Raw genomic sequence first — 19,119 nt, 5'->3', positions numbered from 1 at the left:
TCTCTGCGAGACGCTGCGCGAACGCGCCCTTTGCGTTCTTTGCGGTTCGTTTCCTCATTCTCTTACTCCAGGATGATAATAATAATTCGTAATTCGTAATTCGTAATTCGTAATTAAGTTTTGTGACGGGGATTTCAATTAGGCGTTGAATTCGTGCTGCCTGTCTTGCTGGGGAATTAAACCCGCAAACTTTGTTAATGTTTTTAGGTTTTTACTCTGCAACCAACTCCTTAAAGCGTTGATCATCGGCAATCTCATCAAAATCTAGATCAGATGCTGCGTCTTCTTTATACCTGGGATTAAATTCGATTGCCTGTTTCAGAGTTACCAGAGATAGTTCAACTTGTCTTTGCAGTGCGTAACAGGCTGCTTTGTTGTAATAGGCACTTGCATAATCTGACTTAATTTCTAACGCTTTGTTAAAACTAGCGATCGCTTCATCATCGCGTCCCAATCTTACCAAAGTATAACCGCGTTTATCCCATATTTTGGGAGAATTGGGTTGAAATTCCCGCGCTTTATCCAAGGATGCCATTGCCTCTTCGTATTGTTCCAAGGCTACTAGGGAAAGACCGCAATTCAACCAAGCAACTGCATCATCAGGCTTGATTTGTGTAGCTTTGTCAAATGAGGCAAAGGCTTGCTGATGTTGTTGTAAGTTCCCAAAAGCAACGCCGCGATCGCACCAAGCTTGATGATAATCTGGTTGAATTGCGATCGCTCTGTCATAGGATGCGATCGCATCTTTGTAGCGTTTCAACCTTCCGAGAGTTAGACCTCGTTTTAACCAAGCCACAGGTTCATCAGGTTGGATTTTTACCGCTTGATTGTAAGCTGCGATCGCATCTTCATAACGCCTTTCAGAAAACAGTGCATCTCCCTGTTTTACATACTCATCAGCAGTGAATTCCGGTTGTTGTGGCTGTTCCTGTATTTCTTGCTCAACTTCTGAATTCACCACCTCTTCAGTTAGTTCTTGAAGGATGAGATCCTTTCTTTCTTGGGCATCCAATTGTAACTCAGAGAGTTGAGAGACAAACTCAGTTTCTAGTCTTTCTAACTTCTCCAAAATTATCATCTTTTGTTGTTGAGCATTCCATTGTAATTCTGAGAATTGCGAACTAAACTCAGAACCAGATTTTTCTAAATTCTCAATGATTAACTCTTTGGACTTTTTAGCATCTACTTGTAATTCCGATAATTTTTCAGTAAACTCTAACTGCAATGCTGCTAAATTCCCAACAATTTTATTTTTTTGCTCCAGAGCATCTAGCTGTAATTCAGATAATTGAGATTTAAATTCTTTATCTAATATTCCTAAATTGTCAAATATAATCTCTTTTTGTTCTTGAGCATCCACCTGTAATTCTGATAATTGATCAGCAAATTCTGACTGCAAATTTGTTAAACTTTCAACAGCTATATCCTTTTGGTTTTGAGCATCAGACTGCCATCCAGAAAGTTGAGATATGAACTCAGACCTTGATACTTCTAAATCAGCAACGGCTAGTTCTTGTTGTTGTTGCACACCTAACTTTAAATTAGACAATTCCTCTGCCATGACAGATGCTAATTTTCCTAGATTCTCCAGTGCAATATCTCTTTGTTGTTGAGCATCAAATTCTAACTTAGATAGCCCAGAAGCAAATTTTGACTCTAAAGTTTCTATATTTTCTTGAGATTTTTTTAGTTGAGTTTCTAATCTACTTAATACCTGCGCTTTAGCTAAATCTAGTTCAGATGTAAAAATAGATATATTTTCTTGTTCATTTTTAATTTTTTGTTGTAAAGCATTCGTTTCCTGTTCTAATTCATAATTGATTTTTTTAGCTTCTTGAATAACATTTTCAGCCTCTTGCTTAACGGTGGTTAGCTGATTTTGTAATTTTTCCATTCCCTGTAGTTGTTGCATTGCCTTATCAACAATTTCACGAATTACCACCCGTCGCAGCAGCCAAAATAAAGCAATGATTGCGACTGGAAATAGACTTAATATAACTAGCCAGACATTGAGTAAGATAGTTGTACGGCTAAAAGCGCTATTAAAATCAGATTGGACTTGCTGTTGAATTCGCTTTTCGGCTCGTAGTCGCGCTAATTCTTCCCGTTCCTGATTCGATAACACCGGAGTAGGAGTTACTGCTGGGGAAGGTGATGGTGCAGATTGACCAGTGGCAATTCCAACGGATAAAAGTAAGGGTAAAAAGACAATAGCACTTTTTACAATTAAAGCGAAAACAGCTTGATTTTTACTTTTCATAACAACCATCTCAGTCTGTTGGTCAGTTTTTGAAGCTGTGTACCTCTCTCCAATCTATAACAAAATTAACTAGTTAAAAACAGTAAAGGGTAGGCAATATGCCTACCCTACAAATAAATTAATTTAGAACACAATCATTATTGAGGGTTTTATTGTTTGCGCTTCAGGACTGAACTAGCCCCAAAAGTACCCAATACCAATAAACCTAATATAGAAGCGGGTTCTGGAACACTTTGGCTAGAAGCTGTGTATTTGATATCGCCAATACCGATACCGTGGCTATCTGGATTTCTAGTGCCGATATCATCGCCATCGGTAAAGACCAACTCAAAACGGTCAATAGCACTAGCAAACTTCACTAGCACAGTACCGTAATCTCCGTTAGTAGCATCTGAATCAAATCCTATACCATCAATAGTGTAAGCATCCACTTGCTGGATAGTATTTCCTTGAGTTAAAAACGGATTAAAAATGGGGCTAACAACCTGATCTCCCAAAAATCCCTTCAAAATTACCCTATCTTGCCAAGTCTTACCATTGCTGATATCAACATCAAACAGCTTGAAGGTGACATCTGTGAGGGGACTACTAAAATCTTTGAAGCTAGTCGTCATAGTCACCGAGTTAGCCCCCTTTGTCAGACCAACTGCTGAAGCGTCAATTTGTAGATGCAGACTTTTGTCGTTTGCATCCTGACTACCATTGAGAATGCTGCTAATGGCGGGAGTCAACCCACTACCACCAAAACTAGCGAACTTAATGTCCGAACCAAGGTCAAATTTCAGGTCAACTGTTCCTGCACCAGCTTGAAAGCTCCGAACTTGACCTGATTGTGGAACAGTCCATCCACTGGCGAGTTGATCCCAGTCTATCAAGGTTTGAGTGTTCTCTATATTAGATGCCTTCGCTGTTGTTGGCATCAGGACAGTTCCTGTTAAGGCTACAACACATCCTAGTTTAAATAAAAAACCCTTTTTCAACATATCTTTGAATCCGTATGTGATGGTCACTCTGTTAATGCAAGTTCATCGTGTCACATCTCTTAACTAAGTGGCTACACTTTTACAATATCTTATTTTTTACAGTAGATATACTTAGATTAGATTTCTAGTGATAGTTAAAAAACTTTTTTGGACTAAAACTGCCTTAGTAAATAGGCTTTTAGGCTTCAGGAATTTCCTTTAAGTTAGATGAAATTGAGACTTTGGTAGTGAAAAGTACAAATGAATGTAAAGAATATATCAGCACTGGTTGAGCGCAGATACTTTTTATAGTGGGGTAGGCATCTTGCAATCTTTAAACTAACATCAGATTATGTATGGTAAGCAAATTATTTCTCCTAAAATTTACTTAACAAAGGCGGTAGAAAATGGGTCGCTTAAATCCTTATACACTGCAATTGCAGATTACCCGAATGTTTGAGCAAGGGCAATCATTTTTTGCTACAACCAAAGTACAGGAATGGTTAAAAGAACACAAACACAATCCAGAAGATTATGACATTATTTTCCATAAAAAACCCGCACCTCCTGGTTCAAAAGAAGTGATGGTAGTAGAAATTGAATTACGCCGCAAAGATGGACAACCTGTAGATCCTTGGTTGCAGGAACAAGCAAATCTCCATGCTTGATTTTAGCAACTAGCAATTTTCAATTTAAATTCATATTAACTTAACAGAATTAACCAAAATAGAGCGTTCCCCATTGCGGAACGCTCTTTGTTATCTTTGTATTGCTCATAAATACCTTTTAAAATAATTCGTAATTCGTAATTCGTAATTAAGTTTTGTAATGGGGATTTTACCCCAACACAAAACTTACCGGTTATAGAACCGGGGGACTTAAACCCACGGAACTAGTACCGCAAGGCGGAATTCGTAATTCGTAATTCGTAATTAATTGTTTGCAAGGGTTTGAGATCTTTCAAATGGGTGGCTTATTTACGCCGTGCTGTACTAGTTAAAATCATCAAAATAAAAGGAAACATCTCAGTTTTGCAAATATACCAGACGAAAAACAAGATTCTTGCTCCCTCTCCTTACCAAGGAGAGGGTTGGGGTGAGGTTTTACAAGGCTTTTTGCGAAAGTGAGATGCTCCCAAATAAAATCTAATCAACGCTGGAACTTTGATATCCTCTTCTATTTCTTCCTGGTGAATCGATATATTTTCATATAAGGCCAATCACTCTGATCTTTCAAGTTATATAAATCACTCATTTCTCTTTTAAAAACATCTTTGAGTTTCCAATTAAATTCACGATTAATTATCACAAAAACTGAATCTGCCTTTTTAGTCATTGTACTAACTTTTTCTGCCAGATTTTTACCATTCACTGTTTTAAGAACATATTCTGGTGCATATATAGTCGATGAATCTCCGTAATATTGAAGTAATTTAGGCTGTCCAAAGAACAATACAGATTTTGCAGATTTATCTCGATGTTGTAAAAGATAGTGAATAGCCGAGCGGTAGTCATCTTTTGCATAGGCTGGATTTGAATAGTATTGAAAATTTGAATAAACATTCATAATTACCAAAGAAACAGTCGCTAACTTAGCAAATTGAGCCACTATATCAAGTTTCTTCTGACGTTGGTATTTATGTAGAAATGCTGATGGAATCAGAATGATAACTGGTATACATAGATAAAAAGAGTGACGCGGTAGCCAATTAATTTTTGTCGCCAGGGCAAACAGAAAAGTTAGCAAAAATGATGTTATTAAAAGAGATGTAAATAAGTAATCAGCCCGTTGATATCTTTCTCTCTGGCGCTGTCTCAAGAAACTTGTTACTAAAGCGATAAAAATTACAGTAATCACAGTAAGAAATATTAGCAATTGCGGCCAGTAAGCAAGTAAAATTTTTATCCTGTTCGCATCACGTAATTTTTCCAGTGGCGGTCCATAGGATGTCCCAACTAATGTCCCGTAGATCACAAACATAATGTTTTCAACTATGGGTAATCCAGTACGAGTAACCGCAGTAGCTGTTGGATCAGAGGCAGCAGGTGATGACAAGTAGAACGAAATCATTGGAGAAGAAAAAATTGCCGCAGGTATCCACCATTTGATCCATTGTTTGAAGTTTCTATAAACAATAATATGAGATAAACTTAGGGCTGAACTAAAAATTATTGCCAAAATGCTGGCAAAAGTTCCTATGGCAGTAAAGATCCCAAAAAGCAATTGTGGAATAATTTTATTACTCTTATCTTCAGTGATTGAATAACTAAAAAAATATATCTGAAGTGAGGCTATAAATATTAATAATGCGTAAGGTCTGGCATCTTGGCTGTAGAACACGCTAAAAGAACTAACTGCTAGAATCATGGACGACCATAAGGCATGTGTTTTTCCATAAACACGTAGGCTAGTAAAGAATATGGGAATTACTGAGCCTACTCCCAGGAAAGCTGAGAGCGATCTAATCGCAAATTCACTATCTCCAAAAACCGAACGCCAATAGAACAAGACTAAATAATAAAGCGGTTGGTATTTGTCACCAGCTTCTCGATTTACAATTTGGAAGAGATTTTCTTGAAAGGTTGTACCATCAGATAAAGCTAGACTCCAACCTTCATCAAACCAAAGACTTTGATTTTGCAACAAATAGAAACGCAAAAAGATGCTAATTATGATAATAATAAGAAAAATAACAAAATAGTATTTTGACTGTTTCATCTAAATCTCCAAAGCACTGGGGCACAAGATATGCAACTTTCTAAGCATCAAAATGCCACCCTATAGTTGAGTGAGAGATTATAATTATTGTCTCTATGCTGGCGTGAAACAAATTTTATCTATGGAAAACTTTATCACACAAACGAGTATTTTCTTGTGTAGATGATCGAGTCATTACAGTAAACTTTTAAAATCTCTAGTAGATGAGTAGGTAGATTGGCATGAGTGAAACTACAGAAACGATTTTCAGCAAAATCATTCGTCGGGAAATTCCCGCTGATATTGTTTATGAGGATAATTTGGTCTTGGCATTCAAAGACATCCACCCCCAAGCGCCCGTTCATATCCTCGTCATTCCCAAAAAAATCATTCCCACACTAGCTGATGCTGAATCTGAGGATCATGCTCTGTTGGGGCATCTTTTGTTAACTGCCAAACGTCTTGCAGAAGAAGCTGGACTGAAAAACGGTTATCGAGTTGTCATCAACACTGGTGATGACGGCGGTCAAACAGTCCATCACTTACATGTACATATTTTGGGAGGACGGCAGTTGAACTGGCCTCCTGGTTGATAAAACTCGATGAATTGTCTCTGCGCCCTGCTTTCGGGAGGGCGCTTTTTATTTTGGGAAGTATTGGGTAAAAAAAATTAACTTGATCCCCCAAATTCAAATCCACGCCCTTGTAGATATCTGCTTGGTTATGACCTTTGCTTGATATTTGGGTTCAAGAACCAATCAAAAATTACATAAGAATGTCATCATAGTAAAAGTAAAAACATTCTGGAGACAAAACCACGGTTTACGCACGCCCTTTAGCACGGTTAATTGAGCAATTGCAACGTTTGCCGGGAGTTGGCCCTAAATCTGCCCAGCGACTGGCTTTGCATATTTTGAAGCGTCCAGAAGCTGAAGTTGAAGCTTTGGCACAAGCTTTAATTGAGGCAAAAAAACAGATAGGCTTATGTTCTGTTTGCTTTCACTTATCTGCTGAACCAGTTTGTGAAATCTGCCGCAATTCCAACCGTGATAACTCTACTATTTGTGTCGTAGCAGATCCCCGCGATGTGATTGCGCTGGAAAAAACCCGCGAGTATAAAGGCAAATATCACGTTTTGGGTGGGGTGATTTCTCCAATTGATGGAATTGGACCAGAACAGTTGACTATACTGGCTTTGCAGCGCCGCGTGAATCAGCAAAAACCTCAAGAAGTAATTCTCGCAATTAGTCCGAGTGTAGAAGGGGAGACAACAACACTATATATTGGTCAGCTACTGAAGCCATTTACCAAGGTGACGCGGATTGCCTTTGGTTTGCCTGTAGGTGGTGATTTGGAGTACGCCGATGAAGTGACCCTGGCAAGGGCATTGGAAGGACGCCGGGAGTTAGATTAGGCTTAATTAAACTTCCTTATTTAAAGCGAGCTTTCGCTCCTGCTCATCGCCTGACTAATTCTGTTAAAATCACGTTTGCCAGCACGTAAATTTTGAGTCAGTGCCATCTGTGCAAAGGGATTTCGGCAATATCATAACCCAAAAATCAACAAACTAGTCTTAAAGGAGTGAGCTATTGCTAGCAACGCCGTCCAGAAGCCTTAATTAAAAGCATTTGCCTCTGGTGTCGCTTGAATAAAGAAAATGATAGAGTTAAGAGCGATCGCTACGCAAAAAATGTAAATAAGATATGGCTGACCAAAAAGATAAAGCTCAAGAAAAAAACCGTCTTGAACAGCTTCAAGAAGAACAAGGCAACACGGATTCTAAACACTCAGGGGGTGCTGGCGCTTCTGGCGGCAACTCCGGTGCAGGTAAATCTGGCCCATCAAAAATTTCTGCCACTGGTACACCTGATGATATCGAAAAAGTTGATCAGGAGTAAAGTTGACTCCGACAACGAGTCAAGGTTTAACTGCGTCGGCTCTCATTTGTAACTCAACTCAACAATGGTGGATTAGACCTCTTGCAAAAGTCCCTAACACCCCACCCCCAGCCCCTCCCCGCTTGCGGGGAGGGGAGAATTTGACCTAAGTCAAAAGCGGGGTGGGGTTCTTTTTTTGATTTATGCAAGAAGTCTATTGAATACCTGATTATTGAGTCCACCATAGCGATCGCAGAAGCAGCATGATACTGATGTTATTTACAGTGCTGATGCTAAGTAGTTGTGGTCAAGAATCGGCGGGAATTAAACAGCAGCTTTAGCAGCACAAAAAATTAATCCGGCTTACCTGTAATCGTGAATGCTGCCCAGTAGTAAGGATGACTATAAAGATTTTTATCTGATGCCATTTTACTATTTCTATATAGTTGTGTCGCTAAATAAGTTTGAATTCGTAATTCCTCTGGATGCAGATTATTCAAGACATCTTCATACCATTTTGTCAGTTCTCCAGCAGTTAGTTCTTTCAGCCATTGTGTTGCTTCCGCTAAGGCGGTAACTGCTGATTTATTTGGTTGCAATCGTCGGTAAAACTCGATCATTACCAAGGCACTAGCCGAAGATTCTACACTCCAGAGAGTACTGACTACATGAGGAACGCCCTGACTCACAAAACCAGTTACTAAACTCACATATTCGCTGCTGATAGTCTGGTTGCTAGTACTTAAATTTTCACAGGCAGATAGGGTAATAAGGTTGTAACTTGCTAGATTTTGCTGGCAGATTTCATCTAGTGTAAGTTTTTCTTGACCTGCTAATGCTAATTCTGACTTTTTAGGTTCAGCTAAATTATTAGTAACACGACCCGTAAAATGAAAGATGTTGTAATTACCAAATAAGGCGTTTTCGACAATAGTTTTAGTAGCTTCTGACCCCTGAATTCGTTTGATATTATTGAACATCTGGCTAACAACTTCAGACTCAAGTTTTGCAAATTTGAATGTGGGATAAGCTGCACTTTCAGGATGTTCAACACTGAGCAATAACTGATTTTGCCACTGCCAAATATCTTCAGTTTTTATTGATAAACCTATTTGGGCACTAGGTAGATAGGTGACGCTGAAATTTGACTCCACATTCGGCAACTCTTCCGGCGATGGTGAAGAGAGATGGAAAAGGGTATGAATGGGCAATCTGGACAAGTCACGGTGAGGAATTAAAACCAGTTGGGTGATGCCTTCTAGTTCCTGGGCAATTGTGGAAATATTCAGGATTTCATACAGTTGCAACAGCTTCTGTTCCATCTCAACTCGCCAAGAATGCTGGCTTTTACTTTCTTTGTCTTGGGCGGTGCTGCGATATTCTTGGTATTGTTGATGCCAATCTTCTAGCCAACTTTCAAATTCAATTAGCCGTTGCACTGCTTCGGGTAGAGGCAATTCATTTAGAAGGATAGCGTCTTCTCCTAAAGGTATTGCCCCAGAATCTTGCATGGGTGTAAAGAGGAGGATTGGTGATGGCGCTTGGTCTTTGAGAATGAATGTATGTAGGGCAACCGGACTAATGTGCCAGTAAATAATTGCTGTTGTGGGATTGAATAGTTGTTGAATTGCACCATAATGAGGTGAGTAAATATCATTATTCCAGCCAGAAAGCAGCCAGTTTAAACAGGCATTTTTACCTTGTTCGGCAATTTGCCAAGCTTCAACTAAATCACCGGACTCTACGGCTAAATCAACTGCTAATTGCTCAAATCCAGCAAATTTTAGAGCTAGCTGTTTTTTACTTTCATCTGAGCGAGTTTCTTCACTCAGTAATTGTTGCAATAAATCTGTACCGCGTTGCTGTAATTCTTGAACTTGTGTTGTTTGTCCCAAACCCATCAGCACTTTGCTTAGAGATTGCAAAACCTCTAGGTGCAACTGGGGAAAATATTCGAGTGTGAGGGTTAACAGCGCCTGATGGTACTCAGATGCGGCTTTGCGCCAATAATCGCGTGTATTGGTATGTTTTTTGCCTTGTTCGTAGTAAGTATTAGCGATCGCAACATGCAATCTACCCCAACCTTCTGGGTGGGTATCTGTACGAAGGTATTTCAACCCTTCTTCGTAGCTGGCTAATTTTCCTTCGTAGCCACCCTGTTGTAAGGCGGGATTTGTCGCTGTTATCCGACTCGACAAATTCAGCAATGCTTCAGAATCTACTAAATTACCGATCGCAGTTCCCCGACCAATCCAAGCTTCCCAATAATCTTGTTTAATTTGCAAAGCGCTGTCATAACAAGCGATCGCTTCGACATATTGTTCTAAATAAAACAATGCTACCGCCTGATTATACCAAGCTAAGTGGAAGTCGGGTTTAATGGCGATCGTTTGCCGATAGGAGGCGATCGCTTCAGTGCGACGTCCTAAGTTGTCTAATGCTATACCCCGGTTATACCAAGCTAAGTAGAAGTCGCCTTGAACTGAAAGGGCTTTATCCCAAGAGGCGATCGCATCTGACCACCTTCCTAAATTAAACAGCACTACACCCCGGTCTATCCAGACTTCGTGATACTCTGGGTGAATTTCTAGCGCTTTGTCGTAAGATATAATCGCTTCGGCAAATTGTTCGCCTACAGCTAGGGCTATGCCTCGGTAATACCAGTTTTCCTGGTCTTCTGGTTCCAGATGCAGGGCTTGGTCATAACTAGCAATTGCTTCGGGTAGCCAACCTAATTTTAGCAGCGCCAAACCCCGGCTAGACCAAGCTTCTTGGTAATCTGGTTTAATTTCTATAGCTTTGTCAAAAGAAGCGATCGCTTCCTCAAAGTATCCTAATTCTCCGAGAGTTCGACCTCTGTTATACCAAGCTTTGTAGAAGTCGGGTTTCAGTTCTGTGGCGGTTTGGTAAGATGCGATCGCTTCATCAAAACGTTCTAAATGAAACAGCGTCAAGCCTCGGTTAAACCAATATTCGGGGAATTCGGGTTGTAGTTCAGTGGCTTGGTCATAAGAGGCGATCGCGCCTAACAAATCACCCGTTTTAGCTTGGCTTAGACCTTGGTAAAACCACGCTTGAGCCTGAGTAACAGGATTATCGCTATGTCGCTCAATAATACCAGGGGAATTACTCCCTTGAACTGCCAAATTAGAAGCAAGTTGCTGGACTAAATTGGTACTTTGATCCAACCTCACCCATAACTCATCTAGGGTATAAGCCACATTTGGATCTAAATTCGTCAAAGTGTTATCCCAGATTTCCTCTGAGTCAGACGTTGTTAATTCAGTTTTTTGTCTAGTGGAAAGCAGATTTGTTGGTGTTTTAGTTGGAGTAACTTCCTCTTCATCGCCGAACCTCAGTTGGGCTAATGAGGTGATTGAATCTTCTGCGGGGGGGAGAGGGAGATTTTCTCTGATTGTGGTTTGGGTGTCTTCTCGTTCATATTCCAATACCGGTTCCTCTAAGTTCTCGGTAAATCCTTCCTCAGAAGAAACATTTTGGGGTGCTGAGGTTATTGGTTCAACATCTTGCACATCATATTCCCATAACTGTTCACCTAAGCTACGGATTAGCTCTTGCCCAGGGGAAGTTGGGAGAATTTCTTCATCGGTTGTAGTTTCTACGACATCTGGCTCATTATACTCCCATAACTGTTCGCCTAAGTTGCGGATCAGTTCTTGTCCAGGAGTGATTTCTATTACATCTGGCTCATTATATTCCCATAACTGTTCGCCTAAGTCGCGGATCAGTTCTTGCCCAGGAGTGATTTCTACGCCATCTTGCGCCTGATTGTCCTCATACTCTATGGGTGTGGGTGAGTTTTGTATGGGTGAATTTTGCATCAGCCGGATGCCAATGTTGTATGCAACATCTCCGATTCTGCCAACACCAAGTTCTCCCAACTGCACCATCTGGGTTGCTAACAGAGGATTCGGTGTGGGTGAAGCTAGCAAGCTTTCGCCAAACATCACCAACCAATCTATCCAGCGTTCAGCCGGAATCCGATTTTCGATCCGTTGCAGATACCTCAATGCCCACTGTCGTCCTCGTGCTTGATGCACGCCTTCTAGCAATTGGATAAACAATTGCTCTAGATCCGCATTGGTTAGTTCTGGTAGTACCCGCACCAGATTGTGTCCTCTCCCACCCTTGAGAGAACGACGAGTCTGCTTACTTGCAATGAGGCGCTTTAAAAACCTTTTAAGCGACTGCGATATCCGCCTGAGCATCTGCCACACTCTTGGATTTTGTTTTTCTAGATTGTAGCCATCGTTGTGTTAAAAAAATCATGAATCACGTAAAAATCCATTAGATTCAGACAGCGCTTCCGTAGCAGACTAGCAAAACATATACAAAACTTCAAGAGAATAGCATTACAACGTTACAATTACCAGATTCAACTCTGGAATTTTGACCGAAGAAGAATTCAGAATACATCCGCCTGAATCCAGAATGGATTCTGTACGATGGTTACTGAGCTTGCGTTGCCGTTAACTAAGTTTAGGGGTTTAAGTTTCATAGCATCAATTGCCAAACGTTTTGGGTCGGGGTCTGTCTTGAGAAAACGCTCCACTTGGGGCTTTGCCCAAGACCGCGTTTCTCGCTAAATAAGAGTCACAAAACTTACTTCCGACTTCCGACTTCCGACTTCCGACTTCCGACTTCCGACTTCGTTTAATTTTCTGTTTGCTCTGTAGTCGATTGACCAGCCGGATATAATTGACTAATCAATGCTTGGACAAGCACTTGTGGATCGTCTGTTTCAACGGCAAGCTGTTGAGCAATCTGCTGGCGTAAGTTTTCATCCTCCTGCAACATCACAAACAACTCTTCTAGGGTGACAGTTTGGGATTCTCCCTCTGGGAGGTTCTCTGGTGCATCTGCTGACTCTGATATTGCGGCGGTTGGCTCAGAGAGGAAAGTCGTGCTGACAGCATCTGGCCCTTCATATTCCCAAATTGGTTCGCCTTGATTGCGTGTCAACAGCTGCATACCGATACTATAGGCAACATCTCCAATTTCTCCGATGTCTAACTCACCCAGCTGCACTAACCGCGCAGCTATTTCATTATTGGGTGTAGGTGATGCTAGCAATCTGTCGCCAAAGCGCCCTAACCACTCAACCCAGCGTTCAGTTGAGATGCGATGTTCAATATTATGCAGCCATTTCCGTGCCCATGCTTCCCCTCGTGCTTGATGTACTCCTTGCAACAGTTCGTTGAAGAGAAATTCCAGATCCGTATCGCTTAAGGGTGGTGCTGGTTCTTTTTGCACATTCTCCCGAGATTTTGAGGCAGTCTGTTTTCCACCAAACAAGCTCTGAAAAAGCTTTTTGAGCCATTGAAATAGCCGCTTGAGCATCTGCTGCACCATCGAATATTGCTTATCCTAAAATTGTAGCGATCGCACTGGGCTAACGTATAGTCATTTGTCATTTGTCATTTGTCAAGAGTTTTTCTCTCCTGCCTCCTTCAACCCCCACTCCCCACGATTAGAACAAATGTACTAAATGATATGCTATAATTCCGATACTTTGATGTTGAAATCATCTAGCACCCCCAGGAGAATCCCGCTAACCCTTCGGGTGTAGCGGCGAGAGGAATGGGGGAACAGCAAGGAGCTTCACCCCCAAGCGACTTTGAGCGTAGCTCAAAGAGTGCGCGGGGTGAGCGAGTTGCTGTTAATAATCCGTATGGATGAGTTATAATATTGATATGACTCAATCCATATCTGTTAAATGCAAGCTTATAGTCCCATATAACTTTGTCGGCGAAATTGACCGCACAATGGAGGGGTTTGCTGATGCTTGCAATCAAATATTGGAGGTAGCCAAGCGTGAGAACTGCTGGAATACTACCAAGCTTCACCACAAGGTTTATAAACCTGTGCGCGAATCGACTAAGTTGAAAGCTAACCATGTCTGTCAGGCTATTAGAAGAGTTATTGGTAACGCCAAGGCGCTTCGTCAAATCCACAAATTTAGACCCACCTCTATCAGCTTGGATGTTCGCACCTTTGTTTATAAGGAAGAAACCCAATCTGTAGGAGTGACTTTGATGTGTGGGCGAGTTGAATTTAAGTTGTCCATTGGTGGTTATCAGATTGCACTGTTGAGGGGACAGACTCCAACCAGTGCAACACTGAATAGAACTAAACAGGGACAATACTTTATCAACTTCGTTGTTGATATCCCGACTCAACCCACCGGGAAGACTCCAAAAGTAATTGGAGTTGATCTTGGTAGAAGGGATATTGCCACCACATCTACGGGGAAGTCGTGGAACGGTAAACAGATTCAATCGGTTCGTGACCGTTACAGCAAAGTCAGAGCTAATGTTCAATCCAAACGCACTCGGTCGTCTAGGCGACTTTTGAGAAGGCTTTCTGGGAGAGAACGGAAGTTTCAAGAATGGTTGAATCACAATATTTCTAAGCAACTTGTTCAAGATGCAAAACGGATAAACGCGGCATTGGCTTTTGAGGATCTGACTAACATCAGGGGGTCTTTGAATCAAAAACCAAGAAGTAAAGTTGAACGCCGAAGAACTAACAATTGGGCGTTCTATCAGTTGCGTTTGTTCGTTGGATACAAGGCGAATATTGCTGGAGTAAGAGTAGTATTTGTCCCACCTGCCTACACTAGTCAAACCTGTTCGCGCTGCCATCGCGTCCACCCAGTCAAAGGGAAGTCGTATCGCAACGGAAAAGTTTTTAAGTGTGGACATTGTGGATTTGAACATGATGCTGATATAAACGCGGCTAATAATATTGCTGCTCTTGGGGCGACTTTTGTAAACTCGCCTGAAGTTCCGGGGATTGCTTGTCAGTTAGAGGGGCAATTGTCTCTCTTTGCGACAGGCAAAATCTAGGACAAAGCTCCCGCTACACCGCAAGGTTAGCGGGAGTTGTTTACAGTAGAGGATAAGCTGTAGTTGCTTGCTTTCCTGAGTGCCAAAATTTACGGCATTAGTTGAGTGTAAGCGCTATGCGAACATCCACAAATAAAGCGGGTACGAGAGATTAAAATAGTTGAATCCTAAACTCGACTCGGTGCTACTAATTAACTTTGAAAGGCATTGAAGTCTATATTTCCATGTCTTACGAACCCCTGCACCACAAATATCGCCCCAAGAGTTTTGCTGAACTGGTGGGACAAGAAGCGATCGCCACCACCCTCACGAACGCGATCGGCACATCCAAAATCGCCCCCGCCTATTTATTCACTGGGCCAAGAGGTACGGGGAAAACTTCTAGCGCCCGGATTCTGGCTAAATCCCTCAATTGTCTCAAAGGTGATAAGCCCACTGCTGAACCCTGCGGCGTGTGTGAGGTTTGTCAGGGGATCACCAAGGGCTACGCTTTAGATGTAATTGAAATCGACGCCGCGAGCAACACTGGTGTCGATAATATCCGCGAGTTGATTGAAAAAGCCCAGTTTGCTCCTGTGCAGTGTCGCTACAAGGTTTATGTGATCGACGAGTGTCACATGCTCAGTACCCAGGCATTCAACGCGCTACTGAAGACACTAGAGGAACCACCTAGACACGTAGTTTTTGTATTGGCGACAACAGACCCGCAACGGGTGTTACCAACGATTATTTCGCGCTGTCAAAGGTTTGATTTTAGACGCATTCAGTTAGAAGCGATGGTGAAGCATTTAAGTGCGATCGCATCTTTTGAAAATATTCATATTTCACCCGATGCTGTAACCCTGGTAGCCCAACTTGCTCAAGGAGGGTTGCGAGATGCCGAAAGTTTACTTGACCAATTGGGTTTGTTAGCGGGTGAAGTGACACCAGAGCGAGTTTGGGATTTAGTGGGGACAGTGAGCGAACAGGACTTGCTGGGGCTGTTAAATGCGATCGCTCAAGATAAACCAGAAGCAGTTCTAGATTGTACTCACAACATCCTAGATCGTGGTCGAGAACCCCTAACTATTCTGCAAAATCTCGCCGCCTTCTACCGCGATTTACTCATAGCTAAAACAGCACCCAAGCGCCACGATTTGGTTGCTTGTACTCAGCAAACCTGGACAGCGCTGGTTGAATTTGCTCAATACTTGAATATCAGCGCGATTTTAGCAGGACAGCAACACCTGCGAACATCAGAAGTGCAAATTAAAAATAGCACCCAGCCGCGTTTGTGGTTGGAGGTAACATTACTAGGATTGTTACCCAGTGCGACGAGTATTCAGCCACAAGCCGCAAGTGTCGCGCCGCGAGTTAATACACCTGCTGTATCTCCAAGCTATCCTCCAGCAGTTGCCCAAAATCAGCCAGTTTCTTCTGTACCTTTAGATAATCCGCAAACAAATCATAATTCTGCAAACCATCATCTAGAGGCTGCCCAAAATCAGCCCGTCATTTTATCTCCCCCAGTTGAACAGCAAACAAATCATAATTCTGCTGCTAACTCAGTTTCACCACCAACCCCAGAACCTGTATCTGTCCCGGTGCCACCTGCGAACGTTGAACCAGTAACTTCAGAAGTTGTTGGTGCGCCAGAGTATGACTTAACTCAGGTTTGGCAACAGGTGCTTGCTAACCTCCAGCCAAAATCAAGGCAAGAAATGCTGCGTCAAATGAGCCATCTCGTAGAGTTCGATGGTGCTGTGGCTCGAATTGCGATCAAACAGGCATGGTATGACAAGGGTAAATCCGATCTACCGATGATTACGGCAGCTTTCCAACGGACTTTCCAGCGTGAAATCCAGATAAATATAGAAAAAGGAACTTCTTCAAACTCTACCTCAGCCAAAAAAAATCCTCCCCCAAAAGACTCTACTCGCGTTCAGCAACCACCAACTCCCAGTTACAACCAGCAAATTTCGCCTCCAGCGCCAGTACCACAGCCAGCACCGACACCACCAGCACCACTAAAAACCGAGTCGGCATCAAATAACGGAAATGGTGTAAATGGCAATGCTGTAAATGGCAATGGTGTAAATGGTCATGGGGTAAATGGTCATGGGGTAAATGGTCATGGGGTAAATGGTCATGGGGTAAATGGAAATGGGATGCAAACTTTGCCTCCACCGCCAAAGCAAACACCTGCACCTGATTGGGAAGTTGACGAAGTAGCGATCGCAGCTCAACGTCTAGCAGAATTTTTCAACGGCCAAATTATCCGTTTTGCAGATGATTCCACAGAATTCTCCGATTCCATGACTACACCTGAGTGGATAGAAGAATCAGAAGTTGACGATGAATAAAAAATTGGGCATTTGTCATTTGTCATTTGTCATTGGGCATTGGGTACTTGTACTGAGCGAAGTTGAAGTATTGGCCAAACAGGGCAATTCAATTTTGGATTTTGGATTGACGATTTTGGATTAAATTTCAATTCTTTAATCTAAAATCTAAAATCTAAAATCTAAAATTCTTACTCCCTCATCCCCCTCATCCCCCTCATCCCCCTCATCTTCCTCATCTTCCCCCACTCCCTATTCCCTATTCCCTATTCCCCATTCCCAGTATGCAAGGTTTTCACCCATTTCAGCCGCTTTTCTCTTACCGACATCCGGGCGGTAGTACTGCTCATGACGACTAACCAGTGCAACATATATAAACTGCCGCGCAGGGTTTGCACCAGGATCAGATAATATGTAGAAAGTGGGAATTTTTGATCTTGACGTATCCGCCTCAGACCTGTAAACATCCCAACCATCGACATAGAAATGGACAAGCCTGTGATCGGACTTAACATTGGTGGACGATGACGAGCGATCGCCATTAATAAATCTGGGACTGTTGCTGTAGGTAAGATATACATAATCAGCATAAAAATCAGCAAATCCCAGCTTTTGCGCGTTCCCATGCGGTTTTTGAGAATTAAATCCCAGTAATCTAGATAGCGTTGATATCCGCCTTCTGCCCAACGGCTGCGCTGATGCCAGAGTGAAACTGCGGTTGTCACTCCTTCTTCTTGAACGGCTGGATGGAAAACACACTCAATATCCCATTTCTCCAAATGTAAGCGGATTGTCAAATCCAAATCATCGGTAATGGTTTCTTCATTCCAGCCACCGCAGCTTTCCAAGGCTGAACGCCTGACAAATTGACCATTGCCTCGCAGTTCGCCAATGCCACCAAGGGCAGTTCGCTGTTGCTGAAACCAGGTATCAAGTGCCATTTCGGACATTTGCCCCTTAGTCCAAAAGTTTTCTTTAGCGTTGGCGATCGCTTTTCGCACCTGCACCGCCCCCACCTTTTCTCTTTGAAATAAAGGTATTACCTGTTGCAGCAAGTCTGGTGTTACTTGGGCATCAGCATCAAATACTGCTATAATATCGCCCTTTGTCAGTGGCAATACCTGATTCAACGCCCCCGATTTGCCACCACTAGCTGCTGCTGAACGCCTTAGTACTTTCAGTTGCTCGTGTTTCTCTTCTAGTTCTGCTAATAAATGTGGGGTGCTATCACTGCTGTGATCGTCAATTATCCATACTTCGTACTGTCCACCTGGATATTCCAGATTACAAAGATTTTTGACTAATTTAGCAATTACCGCTTCTTCATTTTTCGCAGCCACTAGCAAAGATACAGAGGGCAAATCTCCCTGTATTTCTTTTGGATAGCGACGGGGTTTAGTAAACACTACCACCAAGGCATGAAATCCTAGAATGGTGGTTAGTCCTAGAATAAATATAGAAGCCCAAGAAACTAAATGTAGAGCGATCGTGCCACTCCAGACGATAGTCAAGACTAGAGCTGCTTTGCGTCTACGACCTTGAAACCGGGGTGTTAGAGACACAGGATCTGTCTCTAACACTGACTCCTCATCTACTGATAGGTCAGACAACAAGGAGTTGAGCGGATCAAGCTCTTGATAAGAATCTTCTTCGGGCCAGGAATTCGCTGGCATAGGTTAGGTTGCTTGATTCAAAAACCAGTATTTGTCTACAGTTAGTAATTTTACGGACAAATATCCCTAAGCTACTTTTCCCGATATTAATCGGAATGGGCAAACTGCAATACCCGCTATCCCTGCTTCGATAAAAGTTAATGCAGCATCATTGTAACCGAAATTTTAATATTTCTTAGCAGTAACTTTATTTATCGGGCATTGGGCATTTGTCATTTGTCATTGGTCATTGGTCATTGGTCATTTGTCATTTGTCATTGGTCATTGGTCATTGGTCATTGGTTCATCTCCCCCTGCTCCCTCATCTCCCCCATCTCCCCCACTCCCCACTCCCCACTCCCCACTCCCCCTGCTCCCTCATCTCCCCCACTCCCCACTCCCCACTCCCCACTCCCCACTCCCCACTCCCCACTCCCCACTCCCCACTCCCCACTCCCCACTCCCCACTCCCCACTCCCTA

At 42.4% G+C, this 19,119-nt stretch carries 13 protein-coding genes and 1 pseudogene; 8 read left to right on the top strand and 6 right to left on the bottom strand.

The window, feature by feature from the left end; genetic code table 11:
• Window positions 1-211 precede the first annotated feature (211 nt).
• The gene (locus V7K27_RS27930) at window positions 212-2,260 is read right to left on the bottom strand and encodes a tetratricopeptide repeat protein (protein WP_334951621.1); all 2,049 of its coding nucleotides are present in this window, start codon (window positions 2,258-2,260) and stop codon (window positions 212-214) included.
• Window positions 2,261-2,409: 149 nt separating this feature from the next.
• The gene (locus V7K27_RS27925) at window positions 2,410-3,243 is read right to left on the bottom strand and encodes a PEP-CTERM sorting domain-containing protein (RefSeq protein WP_334951619.1); all 834 of its coding nucleotides are present in this window, start codon (window positions 3,241-3,243) and stop codon (window positions 2,410-2,412) included.
• A 386-nt stretch (window positions 3,244-3,629) separates the two neighbouring features.
• Between V7K27_RS27925 and V7K27_RS27920 the strand changes: the two genes are divergently transcribed.
• Window positions 3,630-3,890: a hypothetical protein gene (locus V7K27_RS27920; RefSeq protein ID WP_265274552.1), complete on the top strand. Its 261-nt coding sequence runs from the start codon at window positions 3,630-3,632 to the stop codon at window positions 3,888-3,890.
• Window positions 3,891-4,398: 508 nt separating this feature from the next.
• Here the strand turns inward: V7K27_RS27920 and V7K27_RS27915 are convergent.
• Window positions 4,399-5,940 carry a glycosyltransferase family 39 protein gene (locus V7K27_RS27915; protein WP_334951618.1) on the bottom strand — a complete coding sequence of 514 codons (1,542 nt, stop codon included), beginning with the start codon at window positions 5,938-5,940 and terminating at the stop codon, window positions 4,399-4,401.
• Between the two features lie 221 nt (window positions 5,941-6,161).
• On the opposite strand from V7K27_RS27915, the gene V7K27_RS27910 reads away from it, so the two are divergent.
• The 3 genes from V7K27_RS27910 to V7K27_RS27900 all read left to right on the top strand — a co-directional run bounded on the left by V7K27_RS27910 (window position 6,162) and on the right by V7K27_RS27900 (window position 7,817).
• The gene (locus tag V7K27_RS27910; RefSeq protein WP_334951616.1) at window positions 6,162-6,512 is read left to right on the top strand and encodes a histidine triad nucleotide-binding protein; all 351 of its coding nucleotides are present in this window, start codon (window positions 6,162-6,164) and stop codon (window positions 6,510-6,512) included.
• Window positions 6,513-6,775: 263 nt separating this feature from the next.
• Entirely contained in the window at window positions 6,776-7,333 is a 558-nt protein-coding gene (recR, locus tag V7K27_RS27905; protein ID WP_334951614.1) for a recombination mediator RecR, read from the top strand.
• Window positions 7,334-7,622: 289 nt separating this feature from the next.
• On the top strand, window positions 7,623-7,817 hold the full coding sequence (locus V7K27_RS27900) for a hypothetical protein (protein WP_334951613.1): 195 nt from the start codon (window positions 7,623-7,625) through the stop codon (window positions 7,815-7,817).
• Between the two features lie 332 nt (window positions 7,818-8,149).
• Here the strand turns inward: V7K27_RS27900 and V7K27_RS27895 are convergent, their stop codons facing one another.
• Window positions 8,150-12,025, bottom strand: a complete 3,876-nt coding sequence (locus V7K27_RS27895; RefSeq protein ID WP_334951612.1) for a CHAT domain-containing protein — start codon at window positions 12,023-12,025, stop codon at window positions 8,150-8,152.
• Window positions 12,026-12,470: 445 nt separating this feature from the next.
• Window positions 12,471-13,169, bottom strand: coding sequence for a hypothetical protein (locus V7K27_RS27890; RefSeq protein ID WP_334951610.1), 699 nt, complete (start codon window positions 13,167-13,169; stop codon window positions 12,471-12,473).
• A gap of 341 nt (window positions 13,170-13,510) precedes the next feature.
• Between V7K27_RS27890 and V7K27_RS27885 the strand changes: the two genes are divergently transcribed.
• The 3 genes from V7K27_RS27885 to V7K27_RS27875 all read left to right on the top strand — a co-directional run bounded on the left by V7K27_RS27885 (window position 13,511) and on the right by V7K27_RS27875 (window position 17,131).
• Complete coding sequence (locus V7K27_RS27885; protein WP_334951609.1) at window positions 13,511-14,665, top strand: RNA-guided endonuclease InsQ/TnpB family protein; 1,155 nt, start codon at window positions 13,511-13,513, stop codon at window positions 14,663-14,665.
• Between the two features lie 224 nt (window positions 14,666-14,889).
• Window positions 14,890-17,007 (top strand): DNA polymerase III subunit gamma/tau, encoded by a 2,118-nt coding sequence (locus tag V7K27_RS27880; protein WP_334951608.1) that lies wholly within the window; start codon window positions 14,890-14,892, stop codon window positions 17,005-17,007.
• A complete protein-coding gene (locus V7K27_RS27875) occupies window positions 17,000-17,131 on the top strand; it encodes a hypothetical protein (protein WP_334951607.1) in 132 nt (43 codons plus the stop codon). The genes V7K27_RS27880 and V7K27_RS27875 overlap by 8 nt, the downstream gene beginning before the upstream one ends.
• A 121-nt stretch (window positions 17,132-17,252) precedes the next feature.
• On the opposite strand, the gene V7K27_RS27870 is transcribed toward V7K27_RS27875, so the two are convergent.
• The gene (locus V7K27_RS27870) at window positions 17,253-18,659 is read right to left on the bottom strand and encodes a glycosyltransferase (RefSeq protein WP_334951605.1); all 1,407 of its coding nucleotides are present in this window, start codon (window positions 18,657-18,659) and stop codon (window positions 17,253-17,255) included.
• A gap of 229 nt (window positions 18,660-18,888) precedes the next feature.
• Between V7K27_RS27870 and V7K27_RS27865 the strand changes: the two are divergent.
• A pseudogene (locus V7K27_RS27865) lies at window positions 18,889-19,119 on the top strand (hypothetical protein); the annotation flags it as partial.

The organism is Nostoc sp., assembly GCF_036919575.1.
Lineage (GTDB): Bacteria > Cyanobacteriota > Cyanobacteriia > Cyanobacteriales > Nostocaceae > Nostoc.
The sequence above is the reverse complement of the archived record's forward strand: the minus strand, read 5'-3'. Positions and strand labels throughout refer to the sequence as shown.

What these genes read in the sequence shown, in the direction of transcription:
- V7K27_RS27930 (WP_334951621.1), bottom strand. Translation starts at nt 2,260, where the DNA reads ATGAAAAGTAAAAATCAAGCTGTTTTCGCTTTAATTGTAAAAAGTGCT.
- V7K27_RS27925 (WP_334951619.1), bottom strand. Translation starts at nt 3,243, where the DNA reads ATGTTGAAAAAGGGTTTTTTATTTAAACTAGGATGTGTTGTAGCCTTA.
- V7K27_RS27920 (WP_265274552.1), top strand. Translation starts at nt 3,630, where the DNA reads ATGGGTCGCTTAAATCCTTATACACTGCAATTGCAGATTACCCGAATG.
- V7K27_RS27915 (WP_334951618.1), bottom strand. Translation starts at nt 5,940, where the DNA reads ATGAAACAGTCAAAATACTATTTTGTTATTTTTCTTATTATTATCATA.
- V7K27_RS27910 (WP_334951616.1), top strand. Translation starts at nt 6,162, where the DNA reads ATGAGTGAAACTACAGAAACGATTTTCAGCAAAATCATTCGTCGGGAA.
- V7K27_RS27900 (WP_334951613.1), top strand. Translation starts at nt 7,623, where the DNA reads ATGGCTGACCAAAAAGATAAAGCTCAAGAAAAAAACCGTCTTGAACAG.
- V7K27_RS27895 (WP_334951612.1), bottom strand. Translation starts at nt 12,025, where the DNA reads ATGCTCAGGCGGATATCGCAGTCGCTTAAAAGGTTTTTAAAGCGCCTC.
- V7K27_RS27890 (WP_334951610.1), bottom strand. Translation starts at nt 13,169, where the DNA reads ATGGTGCAGCAGATGCTCAAGCGGCTATTTCAATGGCTCAAAAAGCTT.
- V7K27_RS27885 (WP_334951609.1), top strand. Translation starts at nt 13,511, where the DNA reads ATGACTCAATCCATATCTGTTAAATGCAAGCTTATAGTCCCATATAAC.
- V7K27_RS27880 (WP_334951608.1), top strand. Translation starts at nt 14,890, where the DNA reads ATGTCTTACGAACCCCTGCACCACAAATATCGCCCCAAGAGTTTTGCT.
- V7K27_RS27875 (WP_334951607.1), top strand. Translation starts at nt 17,000, where the DNA reads ATGAATAAAAAATTGGGCATTTGTCATTTGTCATTTGTCATTGGGCAT.
- V7K27_RS27870 (WP_334951605.1), bottom strand. Translation starts at nt 18,659, where the DNA reads ATGCCAGCGAATTCCTGGCCCGAAGAAGATTCTTATCAAGAGCTTGAT.